Below are 18,060 nucleotides of genomic sequence, written 5' to 3'. Positions count from 1 at the left end.
TTAATATTAAGCTTTTTTACATTGATTTTTGCAAAGTTCAAGTTTATAAAATTTTGAAAGTTCGTTGATTTTAAAATCAATCAATAAAGTCCAGCGTCCATTAGAAATATCTCCTAAATCAGCTTTAAATTCTTTTAAATTATCATCATAATTTACTATGATTTCTTTATCTTCATATTTTGTGTGTGGTCTTGTTAATTTTGCCTTTACGCTTATATTGCTTGCTTTTAAATTAGACTTTTCTTTAACTTGTAATATCACTTCATTATCTACAAATACCGCTGGGCGTTTAGTAACATCTAATCTTGTTTTATCGCCTAAAACCCTAAAAGCAAAATTATCTAAAAATAATTTTTCGTTTTCTTTGATTTTTGCGTAATTATTCTCAACATCTTGGTATTTTAAAAAATAACTTTCATCTTCATCTACTGGATAATCAAAAGATAAATAAACGGTGTAAATACAAGCAATCATCATAAAAATAATTGAACCAACAATCAAATAAGGCCAATGTCTTCCTTCTTTTATCATTTTTTCTTTACCTTTCTTCTAATTAAAACTACTATAAAAACAATAGTAAAAATATAAAAAATAGTTCTAATTGTATTTATAATATTATCATTTAAATCCCCGTAAGAATACTCAAGTTCTACACCTTTACTACTTGCAATTACATCACACAATTCAGCAAACCCATTTAAAATTGCTGCATTTACTAAATCTTTTCCTTTAGGTTGAGTAAGTATTGGCAATATTGCACCTTGTTTTGGGAAAAATCCATATTTTAAATAATAATACTCGGTAACACTTCTAAAATCTAATCCTAAATCACTTATAACATCTAACTTTTTATCTTTAAGACTAATTACTATAATTGCATAATTTTTATCAGTTTTAATACTTTGTTTTAAATCTTTAAAAGGAATTTCATTTGATATTAAAACACTTGTTTTAATACCTGTTTTTTGCTCTAAATCATTACTTAAAATATTTATTTCACTTAATACTTCATTACTTAAAGGCTCTTGTGAAAATAAATTCACAAGAGCTAAAAGCATTATAATTATTAGCTTTTTCATCCTATACCTAAATGATTAGGAGTTAAAACTGACCAAGCTGTAACTATTGCTAACACAACCATTCCTAAAACTATAATTGTTTCTAATAACTTGCTCATTTTGCGTCCTTTCTAAAATCTTCTAAACTTCTATTTTCGTGCATTTTAGCATCTTCAATTTTTTCTAGTTTATAAGGATTTCTGATTTCTTTTTGTTGAACATTTATTCCCCAAATAGTAAGCCCAACTAGGATTGATAATAATAAAACGGTAGCTATTAACATACCTGTAATTCCGTGTAATCCAAACACATTTCTATTATGATTATCCATTTTTTACTCCTTTGATAATGTGCTTACATAACGAGCAACTGCATCTACTTGCTCATCGCTTAGCATTGATTTAAAGCTTGGCATTGCTCCTATTACTTTTACGCTTGCATCAGCACTTGCTATCTTACCGCTAGCTAAAACCATTTTAATAAAATCAGGTTTAGTATAGATATTTAATGCAGGTGCTACACCTTCAGTGCCTTCTCCATTTTCTCCGTGACAAGCTGCACAAGTTGTTTCAAATACATCTTTACCAACTTCACCTTGCATTCCATTTGCTACATAAGTTGCAACTGCTTTTGCGTCATCTCCTTCAACTAAACCAGCTGGCATTTCTCCGTATCCTAAACCTGTTGAGCCGTTTTCTAAAATATCTAAAACTCCAGCAACGCTACTCCATTTAGTTAAGTCTTGAGCCTTACCATTAATTCCAGTTGCTTCAGCACCATGACAAGGAGCACAATGTAATAAAAATACATTTCTACCCATATTTAATTTAGATTCATCATCAAATGCTACATATTTTTCTTTATATTTTGCATTATGACTTGCTACTTCTTCATTATATTCACCTATTGATGAATATTTGTTTAGTGGAAAACCTATTAAAAAATACCATAAAGCAAACACTATTAAAACGATAAACATAACAGCCCAACCTACTGGTAATGGGTTTTTATATTCACTTATTCCATCCCATTCGTGCTCGCTTGTTTCAGCATCTTTTCTTTTAATTCTCATCTGTTTAAATACATTTAAACTTACTATCAACACGGTAGCAACAATAACAACTGCACCAATTATAGAAAGTAAATTTACATTATCAGAAAGATTTAACCATTTCATCACTTTCTCCTATTTTCTAATAAAGATGAATTAATATCATCATCTAATGCAAGATTTGCATATTTTTCATAATCTTTTTTACCTTCTCTTTGTGCTTTATATAAATGAATAATATAAGCATAAAGCACAAAGGTCAAAAACGCCACAAGGAAAAAATAAGCATGTCCTTGATATTGCACAAGTTCAACCAAACTCATAATTCTTCCTTACTTTAAGCTATTTAAATACGCAATCAATGCAACTATTTCTTTAATTTCGCATTTACTATCAAGTGCATTTGCACGGCAAGGTTCAAACGCTTGTTTTACTTCTTCATCGCTCATTGCATCAACAATAGGTGTAGCTTGTTCTACCATCATTTTACGAGCGTCTTCGTAAGTTCCTAATTTTGGATAACCTTCTTCATCATAAGGAACATTGAAAACTTTTTTAACAGTTAAAGCTTCAGCATAAGCTGTATCTAAATCTGAATTCTTTTTAAATAAATGTGGATATTCAGGCATAATTGAACTAGGCACTACAGAAACAGGTTTTTTCATATGATTTTCGTGCCAATCAGTAGTTCTATAATTACCAACTCTCATTAAATCAGGACCTGTTCTTTTTGAACCCCATAAAAATGGTCTATCATAAGCATATTCACCTGCTTTTGAATAAGCACCATATCTATCTGTTTCTGCTTTAAATGGACGAATTAATTGCGAATGGCAAGCATTACAACTCTCTTTAATATAAACATGACGACCTGCAAGTTCTAAAGCTGTATAAGGCTTTTTACTCTCAATTGGTCTAGCGTTAGGACTAAATGCAGGTAGAATTTCTACAACACCAGCATAAGCAATAACAACAAATACAAATACCGCAAAAAAGAAAGGATTTTTTTCTAACCAACTAAACATTTTTTACCTCCTTACGCTTGCATTGGACTTGCTGATTTTGGTTCAACTTCAACGCTTCTGCTTGAAGTAACTGACTTATAAATATTATAAGCAAACATAAAAAATCCTATTAAATATAATAAACCACCAATAGCTCTTATTATAAAATAAGGATGTAGTGCTATAACAGTATCAATAAATGAATAAGTTAGAGTTCCATAATCATCATAAGCTCTCCACATCATACCTTGAGTAATTCCAGCAATCCACATTGAGCTAAAGAATAATACAATTCCTAAAGTTTGGATAGTAAATTGGTATTCCATAATTTTTTTACTATAAATCTCTTTTTTAAATACCCTTGGAGTCATATGATAAATTGCAGCCATAGTCATAAATCCTACCCAACCAAGTGTTCCATCATGCACGTGTCCTGGAATCCAATCTGTAAAGTGTGCTAGAGCATTGATTGATTTAACTGATTGAATTGAACCCTCAAGTGTGCTGAACATATAAAATGTTGAAGCAAAAATCATAAACTTAATTAATGGGCTTTCTTTTACTTGGTGCCATTCACCTTTCATTGTAAGTAAGATATTGATTGCACTACCCCAACTTGGTAATATTAATACAACAGAGAAAATTGAACCCATTGTTTGCATCCAATCAGGAACGGTTGAATAAATCAAATGGTGTCCGCCTGCCCATAAATATATAAACATTAAAGACCAGAATGAAAATAGTGATAATTTATAAGAAAATACTGGCTGACCACTTTCTTTTGGTAAGAAATAATATATTTCAGCAATAATTGCAACCGTGAAAACAAAAGCAACCGCATTATGTCCCCACCACCATTGAATTAAAGCATCATTACTTCCTGCATACATAGATACTGAATGAAGCCAAGAACCCATTCCTGTAACTAATTTTGTAGGAACTTCCATATTATTAAATAAATAAAGCATTGCTACACCTAAAAATGTCGCAATGTAATACCAAATAGAAATATAAAGACTTTTTTCACGGCGAATTCCAATAAGTCCAAAAATTCCCATACCCCATAAAACCCAAATAACAACAACTGCTATATCAAAAGGCCATTCAAGTTCTGCGTATTCTTTTGAAGTTGTAACACCAGCAAAAAGACTTACAACAGCTAATAATATAGTAATCATAAAGATTATAAAATGAGCTTTACCTATGAACATTAAGAATTTTGATTCTCTTAATGAAACTTTTAAAACTCTTTGACCTACATAATACCAAGTAGCCCAAATACCTGAAAGCATAAAGCCATAAACAACTCCGTTTGTATGAAGTGGTCTTAGGCGGCCAAATGTAGAATATTCACCTGCAATATTATTTAGCTCAGGAAATGCTAATTGAAACGCGATTAAAGTTCCAATTCCCATACCGATTATGCCAAACAAAATACATGCGAACATAAACCACTTAGCTACGGTATAATCATAGCCAAGATTTTGCGATGGATTTGCCATAACTGCTCCTTAAATAGAAATTAAAATAATCTGCTAATTATAATCTTAAAAAAAATAAACTAAGCTTAATTTGTAATAATTTTGAAATCTTTTTTATAAAATTCTAAAAAAATTCTATTATTTCTCTCGTGTAATTTATATTCATTTAAGCAATCTAGCTCATCTTTTACGAATGAGCCTTTGTATAAAATAAATTTCGTATTATCATTGGTTATATCATTACATAAAGTAACAATTAGTTCTGTTTTTGCAAAAGCTCTTGAAGTTATCAAATCGCATTTTAAGTCTTTTTCACATTCAACTTTTATAGGTTTAATAAACACATTATCTAAATTAAACTTAGCTTTAATTAGCGATAAAAATGCTGATTTTTTATAACTTGGCTCATACAAATAAAAATTACAATCTCTTTTTAAAAAAGCTAAAAATATAGCAGGAAAACCAGCACCTGAGCCAATATCTGCTATATTAATTCCTGATTTAAATTCTACGAAATTAAGTATTTCAATACTATCAAGTGCTGCTGCTTTTATATCTTTTAATCTTGTAATATTATGAACTTTATTGTATTTTTTTAATTCATCTTCATATGAATTTATAAAAGCTAAAAATTCATTATTCATTTAGCATATGCCCCATTTTGCAAGATTTAACTTTTAGATATTGTTTATTGTATTCATTGCTTTGCATTATTAATGGTATGCGTTTTACATCTTTACTAATAGCTTTTAATTTTAAAGGATTATTTGTAAGCAATCTTACGCTTTTAATTTTGTAATATTCAAGTATAAAATCAACTATTTTATAATCTCTTTCGTCATCTTTAAAGCCTAGTTTTAAATTCGCTTCAAGTGTATCAAATCCATTATCTTGTAAATTATAAGCATTTACTTTATTAAATAGACCTATTCCACGACCTTCTTGACGAAGATAAATAACCATTCCGCCATTTGCTTCAATATATCTTAAAGATGCTTTTAATTGGTCTCTACAATCGCATTTAAGCGAACCTAAAGCATCACCTGTAAGGCATTCAGAATGTATGCGAACATTAATCTCATCACTAATTTCGCCTTTCATAATCACTAAATGCTCTTTTTCGTTTTCTTTAAAAGATTGGATAATAAAATTTCCAAATCTTGTAGGTAAATTTGCTTGTTTTGAAATTTCAACTAACATTGTTTAACTCTTTTTTGATTTAATTAGCCTTAATTATACAAAAAAAGGAGTTTAGTGTGCGTAAATTTAGACGACTTAGAAAAAGCCCTATAATTAGGGATTTAGTAAAGGAAAACCAACTTAGCTTAAACGATTTGATTTACCCTTTATTTGTAGTAGATAAAAAAAGTGCAAAAATTGAGATTAAATCAATGCCAGGAGTTTATCAATTAGGATTTGATGAATTACTAGCAGAATGCAATGAATGTTTAAAGCTTGGAATTAAGAGTATTTTATTATTTGGCGTATTAGATGAAAGTGCAAAAGATAGTTGCGGAAGTGATGCAATGAGTGATAATGGGCTTATAGCTCGTGCTATTAGAGCTATTAAAGAGCGTTTTGGCGATAGCTTATATTTAATTGCAGATTTGTGCTTTTGTGAATATACAGACCACGGACATTGCGGGGTATTAGATGAAGATGGATATTTAAATAATGAAATTACGCTTTTAAATTCTAGCAAACAAGCTTTAGTAATGGCTAGAGCTGGAGTTGATATGATTGCACCTAGCGGAATGATGGACGGAATAATAAAAACTTTAAGAACTGCTTTAGATGAAAATGGCTTTGATACTTTACCTATTATGGCTTATTCAACCAAATTCGCAAGTGCATACTATGGACCTTTCCGTGATGTGGCTAATTCAGCTCCTAAAAAAGGCGATAGAAAAGCTTATCAAATGGATTATGCAAACGGAAAAGAAGCTTTAAATGAAAGCTTAGAAGATGAAAAACAAGGTGCTGATATATTGATGGTAAAACCTGCTTTAGCATATTTAGATGTAGTTAAAGAAATTAGCCAAAACTCACTACTTCCACTATGTGTTTATAATGTAAGCGGGGAGTATTCAATGCTTAAAAACGCTGGAATAGCTGGGCTTGTAGATTATCCAAAAATCTTAATGGAAACTATGATTAGTTTTAAAAGAGCGGGTGCAAAACTAATAATCACTTATCACGCTAAAGAATTAGCCGAAATGTTAAGGGGATAAAAATGGATTTTAGTGTATTAGCAAAATATCAAACAAGTGGCCCAAGATATACTTCATATCCAACAGCTATTGAGTTTGGTGAAGATTATAAATATGATGATTTTATAAAAGATTTAGAAAGTAACGAGAATAAGCCTTTATCGCTTTATTTTCACTTGCCGTTTTGTCGTTCGGCTTGTTATTTTTGTGGCTGTAATGTAATTTATACAGCTAATGAAGATAAAAAAGAAAGGTATTTAGATTATATTTTAAGAGAGCTTGATATTTTAAAAACTCATCTTAAGACAAAAAAAGCTATTCAAATGCACTTTGGCGGTGGAACGCCTACATTTTTTAGTGCAGCTCAACTTGAAATCTTGCTTAAAAAAATTAATGAAATATTTGAGTTTTTACCTGATAGTGAGCTTTCTTGTGAGATTGACCCTAGATTTTTAAATGTTGAACAAATGAGCGTATTTGCAAAATACGGCATAAATAGAATTAGCTTTGGAGTGCAAGATTTTGACCCTAAAGTGCAAAAAGAAATTCATAGAATTCAACCTTACGAAATTACAGAAAATGCAGTAAAACTAGCAAGAGCAAATGGGGTAAAAAGCATAAATACTGATTTAATTTACGGACTTCCTTATCAGGATTTAAATTCATTTAGCAAAACGCTTGAGACAATTTTAAAAATAAATCCTGATAGACTTGCTGTATTTAATTACGCTCATGTGCCTTGGATTAAAAAGAATATGAGAAAATTTGATGAAAGCACTATTCCTGAAGCTAAAACTAAGTTAGAAATTCTAAAACATACTGCGAAATTTTTAGGCGAAAATGGCTATAAAATGATAGGAATGGATCATTTTGCTAAACCAAATGATGAATTATTTAAGGCTTTAGAAAATGGCACACTTCATAGGAATTTTCAAGGATATACTACAAAAGGTGGGGCTATTTTAGTTGGCGTTGGGCTTACTAGTATTGGAGAAGGACTTAATTATTACGCACAAAATTATAAAGATTTAAACCTTTATGAAGCAGCTATTGATAATGGCAAATTACCATTTCATAGGGGAATTAAACTTAATAATGATGATTTAATTAGAAAAGCTGTAATAATGAGCTTAATGGCTAATTTTAGTCTTAATATTAAAGAAATTGAAAAAGAATTTAAAATAGTATTTTGGGATTATTTTAACGATGCAAAAGAGTATTTAAAAACTTATGCTGAATTTTTACAAATTAGTGATGATGAAATAAAAGTAAATGAAACAGGCACATTATTAATCCGTAATATTTGTATGGGATTTGATGCTTATATGAAAAATAAAGGTGAAAAGACCTTTTCAAAAACATTATAAAGGTAAGTAAATGTATGAATTAGCAAAAAAAGTTATATTTAAGTTTGACCCTGAAGATATGCACCATTTAGTAATCAAAGCTCTTAAAACTCAAAGATTTTTAAAAGTAGTTGATTATAAAAAAACTTATAAGAATTTAGAAAATGAATTAATCAATATGAAATTTTCTAATCCTATTGGACTTGCAGCAGGATTTGATAAAAATGCTGAAGTGGTAGCTCCTTTAGCAAATCTTGGCTTTGGTTTCATTGAAGTCGGAGCAATCACTCCTAAGGCTCAGCCAGGTAATCCTCGCCCAAGAATTGAAAGATTAGTAGATGAGCTTAGCATTCGCAATGCAATGGGGTTTAATAATGATGGCGTAGAAGTTGCAAAAGCAAATTTAATGCGTGAGAATTTCTCAAAACTACCTCCGATTTTTATAAATATAGGTAAAAATAAAGTTACACCTAATGAAGAAGCGATAAATGATTATGAGATTTTAGTTCGTGAGCTAAAGCCTTATGCAGACGCTTTTGTAATTAATATAAGTTCGCCTAATACTCCAAATCTAAGAGATTTACAAAATGCTAAATTTATTGAAGAAATTTTTACTAGACTAAATGCTATTAATGATGTGCCAAAATTTATAAAATTTGCTCCTGATATGGACTTTGGCTTGGCTACTGAATTAAGTCTAACAGCTTTAAATGCTAATGCTTGCGGAGTGATTTTAAGCAATACTACGCAAGATTATTCGCTTAGCAAAAAGCCTGATTTAACCAAGGTTGGCGGCTTAAGTGGTAAAGTATTAGCCGAAAAGTCTTTAAATATGCTAAAAGCAATCGCACCAAGCGTGCATAAAAAAGGCATAATTATTAGTAGTGGCGGGATATTTGACGCAGCTCAAGCTTATGAGCGTATAAAATGGGGTGCTAGTTTAGTTCAAGTGCTTTCATCTATGATTTTCGTTGGACCTAGAATTGCTAGAAATATAAATGATGAGCTTACAAAATTAATAGAAAACGATGGCTTAAACTCAATTAATCAAGCCATCGGCGTAGAATTATAAGAATTTGAAATTCCTATTTCAAATTCTTGATTTTTCGCATTGCTAGAATATAGACTAAAATAAATGAAAGTAAAAATAATCTATTCATATATTCATAAAAAATACCGCTTCTATCAAAGCAAATAATTTGAATATAAAAAGCTATAAAAGATATTAGAGTGATTATTTTTGTAATTGCTCTAATGTTTGATTTATAGTGATTTAATAAATAAAATATATCAATATAAATAATAGGCATTATTATTATGCTAAGTTCAGTTAATGCCATTATAAACACTATTCCAACGATAAAAATAGTTAAAACAATAGTAATACCAAGATAAAAACTAAAAGGTATTATCAAATTAGTCTTACTAGCAATTGAGCTAAAATCTAAAGTTAAAAAATAAGCTAAAGAGCGTTTTGGAGTAATCTCATTAAAATGCCTTTCTTTTATCATTGATAAAATCAGTGCAAGTATGAAAAAAATAATAAAACCAATGGCTTTATAATTAATTGAAAGCATAAAATTATCTTCTAAATAAACCCTAAGCCAATGAAAGCATACTAAATAATAATCAATAAGATAAAACGCTATTATTACAATGATAGTTTTGATTATTTTATTTTTTGTGATTGAATTAAGCCTTTGTAAAGTGCTAAGAATTAGTATAAAATCAATAGCAAGATAAAAATTAGCATATAAACCCTGAAAAACAATTTGAGAATAACTCATAAAATCATTTTTAATAAAAGTAAAATCTACATTATTAGCTAAAACTAAACGCACAAATCTTGAAAACTCTATCAAACAATAAAACAAGCCAAATGCTAAAATCGGAAAAACAAAAATCATAAAGGCATACGAACACCTACTCATAGTAGCTCTTAAATTAAAATTAGCTACATTAATCAAAGCTTCTTTTATGCAATTCATTTTGTATACCCCCCCCCCCCATTAACAACTCGCAAATATCAACGCCTAAAACCTTGCTAATATTATAAATATGCTCTAGGTTAAAATGTTTGCCGTTTTTGTTGTTTTCACAATTTGAATAAAAGGCAATTGATTTTATGCCTATACTTAGGGCTAAATCTAGTTGGCTTATGTTTTTTTCGGTTCTAAATTTTTTAACATTACTTGATACTAATTTATAAAATTCTTCTATTTCTTCAGTGTTTTTCATACATTATCCTATAGGTAAAATCTAATAATTTAAACGATATAAAAATTTAAAATCTATATCCTATAGGATAAATTAATTTATTTATGATAAATTTGCTTTTAAATTTATTTAAGGAGAAAAAATGAAAAAATTATTTTTGTTTTCATTAGTTGCATTAGCTTTTAGCTCTTGTGCTGCTATTGATAATTTCACAACCTATACTGAAGGCACTAAGATTACCCAAGATGAGCTTGATAGCATTGTGATTAACAAATCTAGCAAAAGTGATTTGGAAGAGAAATTCGGAGCACCTAGCAGAATTAGTTCTTCTAATGAATGCGAAATGTGGCATTATGATTTCGTTAAGATTAGTTCTTTTAGCCCAAATATAAATGATTCTAATGTTTTTTGTATCAACAAAAAAGGCATAGTAATTAAAAAATTAAAAGCTAAAACAAAAAGCAATAATCCATTATTAAGATAAGAAATTATAAAAGATTGTTTTAATAAAACATTTGCAGAGCTTAATCCTAGTTATTATTTTAGGTATTTATTTTTGGCATTGTAATATCTGTTTTATTTTTATGTTAGTAGCTAACTCAAGCGGTAATATAGTTGCTCCTATTTTTGTTGGTATTATTAATGCTTTACTTTATCCATATTCAAGGTTTGTTTATGAAAGTATTGTGAATTTTATTATGGGAAATAATGTATTTTTCTTTCAAGGCAAATTATTTTTAATATATTGGTTTATTAAAATTTGGATAATGCTTTTGTGTTGGATATTGTCTATTGTTATTGCTCCTATTGGATTAATATATTTATATTATTACCACAGCAAAAATCAAAACTAAAATTTGGCTTTTAAAGCCAAATTTTATATTTTATAGTATTGATAAATGGTATCCATACAAGTATTTTAATACAGATTTTTTACTAAAACAATTATTAAAAAAATAACTTCTTACTACTAGCCCACAAATATATTTTCATTTTTAGAACATAATTAATAAGTAAGCATTAATAAATCTATGTTGTGTTGTAGCTATTGAATATTTATCTTTTATTATTAAAGGTTTTAATCATTTCATTGTTATAAAAATCTAGCTAAATTTATTAGAAAAATTTTTTATAATAATTATCAAATAGCCTTATTTTATTGACTGCACTTACGATTATTTTTTAACTACAATTTGTGTTTTTTAACGAATTTAAATCAAATTCTAAGATACTTTTCCTAAATTACACTAAATCACCATTAAAAGCTTTTTTATGTTTTTAGCCAATCTTTTATACAAATTCTTTTAAACTTCAAAACCTCATCAATTCTTACTATTAATTTTTAAATTAAAAAGATGGCAAAAGAATTTATAAAAATTATCAAAATATAAAACTACAAATTTATATAGAATTTGAATTTTGACTAACGATTCTAAAATTACAAAATACATTTTCTTACTTTTTTGTAAAAAGTATTATTGCATTTACTTCACAAACAATAACCAAATAAAATTCACAATATATTAATCTGCTACAATATAAAAAAATATTTAAAGGTTGAAAATGAATATAAAAAAATACAAAAACAAAACTATAGAAATATTTAAAAGTATTTTTCTATTTTTGAAAAAAATCTGCAAATGGATACAAGAAAAACTTGCAACGCATATAATAAAAGAACAAAATAATGACGATTTTTTTCAAACTAACAAGATAACAAAAAGACGAATATATAACAATATTAAACAATACGGACAAATATCTCTTGCTTTAGGGCAAATTTTATTATTTTTGCTAGTTGCTGGCTCAACATTAAACTATGGTAAATTTTATGTATTAGATTTACACTACCAAGTAGATTTAACATTTGAACAATTTATAACATTTGGCTTTTCAAACATAATATATGTTATATTATATATGTTTTTATTATACATTCCTATTGAATTAGCAATCATAACAAAAAAATTTAGCCCTAAATTCACGGTTCTTGACTTGATAGTATTTATATTTGCGATTGCATATCTCTATATTTTTTCCTCATTAGTTTTATTATTCTCAATAAAAGATTTTAATTTTTTTAAATTTATTTGCTTTGTATATTTTATTTTTATCATTATATCGTCTTACTTTATTTTATTGAATAAAACTAAAAAATATAATCAGTTTAGATTTATAAGCATCATTATTATTTTTTGTGTATTTTTAGCCACAGATTATAACACTACAAGAATGTCAGGAATGGGAGAATACAACGCTACAATAATTGTTGATAAAAATAGCTTTATAAAGGATATTATAGATATAGAAGATAAAAAAGAAAAATATACAAAAAATTATCACTATAAAGGCGAACATATCGAGCTAAAAGATGTGAAAGTATTATCAACTTTAGGAGATATTGCCTATGTGGAATTATGTAGTGAAAATATAGAGATAGGTAAAACATTAGAAAAAGATTGTGAAAAAAGCATAAGAGTTGAATTTATCAAAAAAGACATTCATATAATAAGAGATGGTAAAAAGCAAAATGTTACTAATACAGAAAATGGTAGCAATAAAACAAACAACGAAAGCAAAGAACAAAATGAACAAGATTTAGAAAAATCTAAAGAGAATAAAAAAGAAGAAAGCACTACAAAAAATAACTAGAATTTGAAAATAACAATCTAATTATATTCAATTATTACAAAGCTAGCCTATAGGCTAGCTAAATATATTAATCATCACCTAAATAATCTTCATTATTTGGATTATGTGCATCAGCCCAATCATCCATACAAGCATCGTTATTTGGATTATTAATATCTGACCATAAATCTAATTCTTCTTGAGACATTGCCATTTTATTCTCCTTTTTTATTGCTATTTTTATTAGCTGCTCTTTGAGCTCTTGCTGCAAAACTATCTTTGCTTACAATACCACCATTTCTCTTAGCTTCGCTTGATTGAATTCTTGCTGCTGCTTCTTTATCCATCGCGTTTTTACTCATCGCGTTCTCCTTAAAAATTATTTTAGTTTTGCAAAACTTACAAAATGATATAATAATGACTTGTGAATACCTGTGAATTAAGAGAAAAAATGAATAAAAATAAAAAAATAGCAAAAAACTATGCTTATCAAATAAAAGAATTAATTAAAACTAGTGGAAAAAAACAAGAAGACATAGCAAGTGAAATATCAGATTGCATATACGCAGATACACACAATAATGAAAAAGAAGTTTCTAAATTTAAAAATAGATTTAGAAAAACTTTAAGCGAAACATTAAATAATAATAAACAAACAAGTGATAAAACGCTAGAAGAATTAAAACAATGGTATGAATACTTATCTTCAAAATATGATAAGCATTCATATAGAAAAGAAATTTTAGGAGAAGATATTTATAATTTTTTTTATAAAGATTAAAAATACCGTTTTGTATATTCTGTGGTTAAATTATTTTCTTTTATATCATTTTCAATGTTTTTTAAAGACTGAAAACATTCTTTTTCAAGTTGTTCTTTTTTATACAAATAGCTAGTTCTAGTTTTTTTATCCACACAACTATTAATTAAATAATATTCCTTTTCTATTGAATATCGCTTACTTAAAATTCTATTTTCATATTGTAAATTGCTAATATGTCTTTCAAGCTTAGCTATATCTTCACTAGAGAAAAAATAACTATGCCCTAAAGCACCACCACCAACAAAAATTCCAATTCCTAATATTCCGCTAATAATATCACCTTTATTGCTAGTTTTATTACTCATCTATTCTCCTTAAATATAATATTATATAGTTAAAAATATTATAAATATAAATTAATAGCATATTATAAAAACGATAATCCTACACAAAAAATATTAAACTCTACTCGTTAGCTAATTCAATAGCCAAAATCTCAGCTTGAGCTAAAACCCCATCAATCGCTAGCTGTTGCATATCAGGTGGATAGCCGTATTTATTGAGCACTCTTTTTACAGCTACTCTTAGCCTTGCTCTTACATTTTCTTTTATCATCCAGTCTATACTTGCATTGTTTTTGATGATTTGTAGTATCTCGCTAACAAGAGCTAAAAGCTTTTCATTTCCTAAGATTTTTTCATACTCATCATTACAAGCAAGTGCTGAGTAAAAAGCATATTAATACTTATATTTCTTGTATTTATTTAGCAAAAATACGATACAATACAATGTAATTTTAACTTAAAGGATATTTTATGTATATAAAAACTATGAACTATCCTAGCATATGTTTTACAACTGAAGATGTTTCTTTTCACTATGATTTTTTATCATGTTTTCAAAGTGCTTTAATTCCAGCTTCTAAACCATTTAAATTAGCTAACAAATATCAACAGTACAATAATGATATGGCAAAAAAAATTGAAGCACTGGTTGATAAATATGAAAAAAAGAACAAGAAAATAAATCAAATAAAATCATTTTTTAAAAATCTAAAAGAAAATGAATGGTTTTATGTATGTGAAAAAGAAATTCAAGATATATGTGATGAATATCAAGTGGAATTAGAATTAATAAGAAGAAACGAAATTGATAACACATTGTTTAATAATAATATAAAAGCAATTCAAGAAATATTAACCAAATATGATATAGTTTCCATAACAACAGAACAATCTTGTAAAATAGGGGAATCATTTAAAGGTAATAGAATATGTAGATTTTGTGGAAAACAAACACCAGAAGTTACTTTTAACAACAAAGCTCATGCTATATCAGAATCACTCGGCAATAAAAAAATAATACTCAACGAGGAATGCGATATATGCAATACTAAATTTTCAAAAATAGAAAATGAATTTGCTATTTTCCATAATATAGATAGATTTCTATGTAATGTAAAAAATAAAAATGGAAAATTGCCAAAACTTACAAATTTAAGTTTTTATTCCAAAGACTTTAACATGCAATCTACCACGAAAGACTTGAATAGCGAACAAACACAACTTATTGATTCCGTTAAAATAACACCTCAAAATATATATAAAGCATTATGTAAATTTGCTTTAAGTATCACAGATAAAAAATATCTAAACTTTTTTGAAGAAACAATTAAATGGATAAACCAAGATAATTGTGAAAAAATAAACCTTCCAAATATTTTCATATTAAACCATGGTAAAAAAAATGACTTTTTAGATATACAAATTTTTATAAGGAAGGATGATGATAATGGCTTACCTTTTGCATTTTGTACATTTGGGTTATATTATTTTTCATACATATTTATGATACCTTTTAGCAAGGATTATGAATACGTATTAAGTAAAAATCTAGAACAAGAACTAGAATGCTTAATTCTTCAAAATTTGAACCATAAATATGAAAAAATCAATTTATCCTATAATAACCCTACCATAGTTAATGTCAATATAAAATAATTTAAACAAAAAGTGCTTACAATGTGATGTAAACACTTAAGTAATTATAAACTAAAAAATAATTTATAATTTTACAGAATATTTTTCTACAATCAAAGAGTTTATTTCTCTTGTTATGTCTTTTCCATAAGATTTATTGATAATTTCATTAATTTTACAAAAATCAGCTTGTCCATCTTCTGATGATAAACATTCTTTCAATAAATAATTTGCCAAAGTTTCAGCCTCAACAAGAGTAATTGCATAGTTATTTATATCATCAGCAACCCCACGAGCAAATTTAGAAGCCACGATGATGGCATATCTAGAGCCATGTTTTTTGATGTGCTTATCAATTCTTGCTGGGTTTATTCCCTCCAAAACAGCTTTACGTTTTTTTGCATCAACATTTACTTTAAAATTATCTAATTTAATACTAATATTACACAAAATATCCGTATTGCCAGCACCACTTATTTTACTTACATTTTGAACCTCTCTAAATAACTCAAAGCAATTGCCCAGAATATTCTCAAAGCTTTTTCCATCATTACTGCCATATTTTGCCTCTTTTGGCATTGATTCTATTATATTTCTTATCTTTTCAACTCTATTTCTATGAATTTTAATATCATAAAAATACTCTAACATATCAAACTCGTATAATTCTCTGACCCAATCATCTCTATTCATACAGTCTGATTCTAATTTTGGTTTTAAAAAAGGTGAATGTATAGATATTAAACACTTTGCATAATCAATCAAATCAGAATTTAATACAATATAGGAATTGTAGAATAATTTTCTAACAGTGTCTTTGCCTTGTATAAAATCAAAACTCAAACTTTTTTTATCAATATATGTTTTAAACACTCCAAAACTCGTAAAAATTTTAGAAAAATAATTACGAACCTCATGGGTTGCATTAGAAAACACATTATGGTAATCATATACACTTTGAAACAACTTTAATTTCTCATCAAACGTTAAAGCCCTATACTTTTTAATATCTTTTATAAGTTGCTTGTATTTAACTTCATCAATTGTTTCTAAAAATACCAAAAACCATACAAACTCATCATAATAAATCTTACCATCCAATCTTTCATCTAACAAAAGCTTTACTATAAGCCTTCCTACGTAAATTTGAAAATTGCTAGAAATAGTACTATTGGGGTGTGGGTACTGCATGCTAAATAAATTAATAAAAGCAACAATTGACTCTTTTGTTCCCATTGACAAAAACTGGGTGGATACTGATGGTATAAATTCCTTATCCTTTTTATATCCAAACATATAAAAACACACTTGAGACATTCTTACACCAAATGTACTTGGTGAACCTTTTACACTTCTACCCTTATAAACCCCACTAGCTTTTGATTTTTGTAAAATATCATCTGCTGTAGCACAAGGATTAGAGGTTAACAAGCCAACCATTGACAAAATGAGCTTTTTATCATTGATATTTTTTTGTAATATCCATTTATTATCTTTTCTTCTATCATACATTGCTAATTCCTTTTAAAATTTCAAACATTAACTTAGGGGGAACACTCTCTCCTATTATTTGCCTAATAAAAGTATCTGAATATTCTTCTGGATAATCCCAATCTGGATTTATAGATGATACTATAAAAAGTTCCCTTAGAGTTAAAACCCTAGCATCAGAGTATGTTCCATCTGCTTGTTTTCTACCTGGATGAACATTGTTATGCGAGCCAATATTTCCACTATTCATTGTTCTAGCGGGTGCTGGTTCATCCCATTTCATCCTTTTATAAGTATTATGAAAACCTTTTACTTTATCTCCATTTTCTTTTCTTGGATAGTAAAAATTATTCTTAAATGCAGATTGACCAGATGGAGTATGTTTCATACATAATATTTCTCTAGGATTATGCATCTTTGCACTATGATGTTTTAAATTAGAAATCTCGCCAGATTCTAAACTTGGCAAATGTCCTATCGCCTCTTTTAGTGTTATTTCTCTTTGCTTTTTAGGTGCATTCCAAATCAAATGCTTTTTACACATTCTTATTACTGCTCTAGGTCTACTTTGCGGGATTCCAAAATCTTTAGCGTTAAAAATATCAACTTTAATATCATATTTATTGCTAAATAACTCATATACCATCTCTTTAGTTGGCTTAACAATATCATTATATTTAATCAAAACATCTAAATAACGTGGAACATTTTCTATCAAAATATAATCAATTTCTTTTTGCTCAATAATCTTAAATACTTCTACAATCAACTGATTTCTCAAATCAGCATTCAAATCCTTATCTTGCTTATTCACCCCCAAAGTGCTAGC

General features: G+C 27.9%; 24 protein-coding genes and 1 pseudogene. 8 read left to right on the top strand and 17 right to left on the bottom strand.

Annotated elements, in window-relative coordinates; all coding sequences use genetic code 11:
* Positions 1-6 precede the first annotated feature (6 nt).
* From AVBRAN9334_RS08400 to ribA, 9 genes are all read right to left on the bottom strand, one after another.
* On the bottom strand, positions 7-531 hold the full coding sequence (locus tag AVBRAN9334_RS08400) for a FixH family protein (RefSeq protein ID WP_214117637.1): 525 nt from the start codon (positions 529-531) through the stop codon (positions 7-9).
* The gene (locus tag AVBRAN9334_RS08395; RefSeq protein ID WP_336607544.1) at positions 528-1,079 is read right to left on the bottom strand and encodes a hypothetical protein; all 552 of its coding nucleotides are present in this window, start codon (positions 1,077-1,079) and stop codon (positions 528-530) included. The genes AVBRAN9334_RS08400 and AVBRAN9334_RS08395 overlap by 4 nt, the downstream gene beginning before the upstream one ends.
* A gap of 94 nt (positions 1,080-1,173) precedes the next feature.
* Positions 1,174-1,389 carry a DUF4006 family protein gene (locus AVBRAN9334_RS08385; RefSeq protein ID WP_214117639.1) on the bottom strand — a complete coding sequence of 72 codons (216 nt, stop codon included), beginning with the start codon at positions 1,387-1,389 and terminating at the stop codon, positions 1,174-1,176.
* Between the two features lie 3 nt (positions 1,390-1,392).
* A complete protein-coding gene (locus AVBRAN9334_RS08380) occupies positions 1,393-2,235 on the bottom strand; it encodes a c-type cytochrome (protein ID WP_336607543.1) in 843 nt (280 codons plus the stop codon).
* Positions 2,235-2,432 (bottom strand): cytochrome c oxidase, cbb3-type, CcoQ subunit, encoded by a 198-nt coding sequence (locus tag AVBRAN9334_RS08375; protein ID WP_214117641.1) that lies wholly within the window; start codon positions 2,430-2,432, stop codon positions 2,235-2,237. The genes AVBRAN9334_RS08380 and AVBRAN9334_RS08375 overlap by 1 nt, the downstream gene beginning before the upstream one ends.
* Before the next feature lie 9 nt (positions 2,433-2,441).
* A complete protein-coding gene (ccoO, locus tag AVBRAN9334_RS08370; protein WP_214117642.1) occupies positions 2,442-3,134 on the bottom strand; it encodes a cytochrome-c oxidase, cbb3-type subunit II in 693 nt (230 codons plus the stop codon).
* 11 nt (positions 3,135-3,145) lie between these two features.
* Positions 3,146-4,615: a cytochrome-c oxidase, cbb3-type subunit I gene (gene ccoN, locus AVBRAN9334_RS08365; RefSeq protein WP_214150150.1), complete on the bottom strand. Its 1,470-nt coding sequence runs from the start codon at positions 4,613-4,615 to the stop codon at positions 3,146-3,148.
* A gap of 65 nt (positions 4,616-4,680) precedes the next feature.
* A complete protein-coding gene (gene rsmG / locus AVBRAN9334_RS08360; RefSeq protein ID WP_214117644.1) occupies positions 4,681-5,238 on the bottom strand; it encodes a 16S rRNA (guanine(527)-N(7))-methyltransferase RsmG in 558 nt (185 codons plus the stop codon).
* Positions 5,231-5,794: a GTP cyclohydrolase II gene (gene ribA / locus AVBRAN9334_RS08355; RefSeq protein ID WP_239803297.1), complete on the bottom strand. Its 564-nt coding sequence runs from the start codon at positions 5,792-5,794 to the stop codon at positions 5,231-5,233. The genes rsmG and ribA overlap by 8 nt, the downstream gene beginning before the upstream one ends.
* Positions 5,795-5,850: 56 nt before the next feature.
* On the opposite strand from ribA, the gene hemB reads away from it, so the two are divergent.
* Genes hemB through AVBRAN9334_RS08340 form a run of 3 tightly spaced genes read left to right on the top strand, consistent with a single transcriptional unit; the run spans position 5,851 to position 9,222 of the window.
* Positions 5,851-6,825 (top strand): porphobilinogen synthase, encoded by a 975-nt coding sequence (gene hemB / locus AVBRAN9334_RS08350; protein ID WP_214120078.1) that lies wholly within the window; start codon positions 5,851-5,853, stop codon positions 6,823-6,825.
* A 2-nt stretch (positions 6,826-6,827) separates the two neighbouring features.
* Positions 6,828-8,171, top strand: a complete 1,344-nt coding sequence (hemN, locus tag AVBRAN9334_RS08345; protein WP_214120077.1) for an oxygen-independent coproporphyrinogen III oxidase — start codon at positions 6,828-6,830, stop codon at positions 8,169-8,171.
* A 10-nt stretch (positions 8,172-8,181) separates the two neighbouring features.
* Positions 8,182-9,222, top strand: a complete 1,041-nt coding sequence (locus AVBRAN9334_RS08340) for a quinone-dependent dihydroorotate dehydrogenase (RefSeq protein WP_336607542.1) — start codon at positions 8,182-8,184, stop codon at positions 9,220-9,222.
* A gap of 13 nt (positions 9,223-9,235) precedes the next feature.
* Here AVBRAN9334_RS08340 and AVBRAN9334_RS08335 read toward each other — a convergent pair whose 3' ends face one another.
* Both AVBRAN9334_RS08335 and AVBRAN9334_RS08330 read right to left on the bottom strand, forming a co-directional pair.
* Positions 9,236-10,138, bottom strand: coding sequence for a hypothetical protein (locus AVBRAN9334_RS08335; protein WP_336607541.1), 903 nt, complete (start codon positions 10,136-10,138; stop codon positions 9,236-9,238).
* Entirely contained in the window at positions 10,110-10,388 is a 279-nt protein-coding gene (locus tag AVBRAN9334_RS08330) for a helix-turn-helix domain-containing protein (protein ID WP_336607540.1), read from the bottom strand. Before AVBRAN9334_RS08330 ends, AVBRAN9334_RS08335 begins: the two co-directional genes overlap by 29 nt.
* Before the next feature lie 121 nt (positions 10,389-10,509).
* Here AVBRAN9334_RS08330 and AVBRAN9334_RS08325 point away from each other — a divergent pair, with 121 nt between their 5' ends.
* The 3 genes from AVBRAN9334_RS08325 to AVBRAN9334_RS08315 all read left to right on the top strand — a co-directional run bounded on the left by AVBRAN9334_RS08325 (position 10,510) and on the right by AVBRAN9334_RS08315 (position 13,019).
* Complete coding sequence (locus AVBRAN9334_RS08325; RefSeq protein WP_239803294.1) at positions 10,510-10,851, top strand: hypothetical protein; 342 nt, start codon at positions 10,510-10,512, stop codon at positions 10,849-10,851.
* A 100-nt stretch (positions 10,852-10,951) separates the two neighbouring features.
* A complete protein-coding gene (locus AVBRAN9334_RS08320) occupies positions 10,952-11,221 on the top strand; it encodes a hypothetical protein (RefSeq protein WP_336607539.1) in 270 nt (89 codons plus the stop codon).
* A gap of 709 nt (positions 11,222-11,930) precedes the next feature.
* Positions 11,931-13,019, top strand: coding sequence for a hypothetical protein (locus tag AVBRAN9334_RS08315; RefSeq protein WP_336607538.1), 1,089 nt, complete (start codon positions 11,931-11,933; stop codon positions 13,017-13,019).
* Positions 13,020-13,086: 67 nt separating this feature from the next.
* Here AVBRAN9334_RS08315 and AVBRAN9334_RS08310 read toward each other — a convergent pair whose 3' ends face one another.
* Positions 13,087-13,212 (bottom strand): hypothetical protein, encoded by a 126-nt coding sequence (locus tag AVBRAN9334_RS08310; protein WP_275591988.1) that lies wholly within the window; start codon positions 13,210-13,212, stop codon positions 13,087-13,089.
* A 1-nt stretch (position 13,213) separates the two neighbouring features.
* Positions 13,214-13,360: a hypothetical protein gene (locus AVBRAN9334_RS08305; protein ID WP_267523356.1), complete on the bottom strand. Its 147-nt coding sequence runs from the start codon at positions 13,358-13,360 to the stop codon at positions 13,214-13,216.
* Between the two features lie 89 nt (positions 13,361-13,449).
* Between AVBRAN9334_RS08305 and AVBRAN9334_RS08300 the strand changes: the two genes are divergently transcribed.
* Positions 13,450-13,779, top strand: coding sequence for a hypothetical protein (locus tag AVBRAN9334_RS08300; protein ID WP_336607537.1), 330 nt, complete (start codon positions 13,450-13,452; stop codon positions 13,777-13,779).
* Here the strand turns inward: AVBRAN9334_RS08300 and AVBRAN9334_RS08295 are convergent.
* Positions 13,776-14,126 (bottom strand): hypothetical protein, encoded by a 351-nt coding sequence (locus AVBRAN9334_RS08295; protein WP_336607536.1) that lies wholly within the window; start codon positions 14,124-14,126, stop codon positions 13,776-13,778. The two genes, AVBRAN9334_RS08300 and AVBRAN9334_RS08295, sit on opposite strands and share 4 nt — an antisense overlap.
* Positions 14,127-14,226: 100 nt before the next feature.
* Positions 14,227-14,499: pseudogene (locus AVBRAN9334_RS08290) on the bottom strand (type I restriction enzyme endonuclease domain-containing protein); the annotation flags it as partial.
* A gap of 77 nt (positions 14,500-14,576) precedes the next feature.
* Here AVBRAN9334_RS08290 and AVBRAN9334_RS08285 point away from each other — a divergent pair.
* Positions 14,577-15,761 (top strand): HNH endonuclease, encoded by a 1,185-nt coding sequence (locus tag AVBRAN9334_RS08285; RefSeq protein WP_336607535.1) that lies wholly within the window; start codon positions 14,577-14,579, stop codon positions 15,759-15,761.
* Positions 15,762-15,824: 63 nt separating this feature from the next.
* Here AVBRAN9334_RS08285 and AVBRAN9334_RS08280 read toward each other — a convergent pair whose 3' ends face one another.
* Entirely contained in the window at positions 15,825-17,252 is a 1,428-nt protein-coding gene (locus AVBRAN9334_RS08280; RefSeq protein ID WP_336607534.1) for a hypothetical protein, read from the bottom strand.
* The coding region (locus AVBRAN9334_RS08275) for a DNA cytosine methyltransferase (RefSeq protein ID WP_336607533.1) at positions 17,245-18,060 on the bottom strand (816 nt) is incomplete at its 5' end. The genes AVBRAN9334_RS08280 and AVBRAN9334_RS08275, both read right to left, overlap by 8 nt.

This window comes from Campylobacter sp. RM9334, from assembly GCF_020138145.1.
Lineage (GTDB): Bacteria > Campylobacterota > Campylobacteria > Campylobacterales > Campylobacteraceae > Campylobacter_E.
Note: the sequence above shows the minus strand (reverse complement) of the source record. Positions and strands in the feature narration are given on the sequence as shown.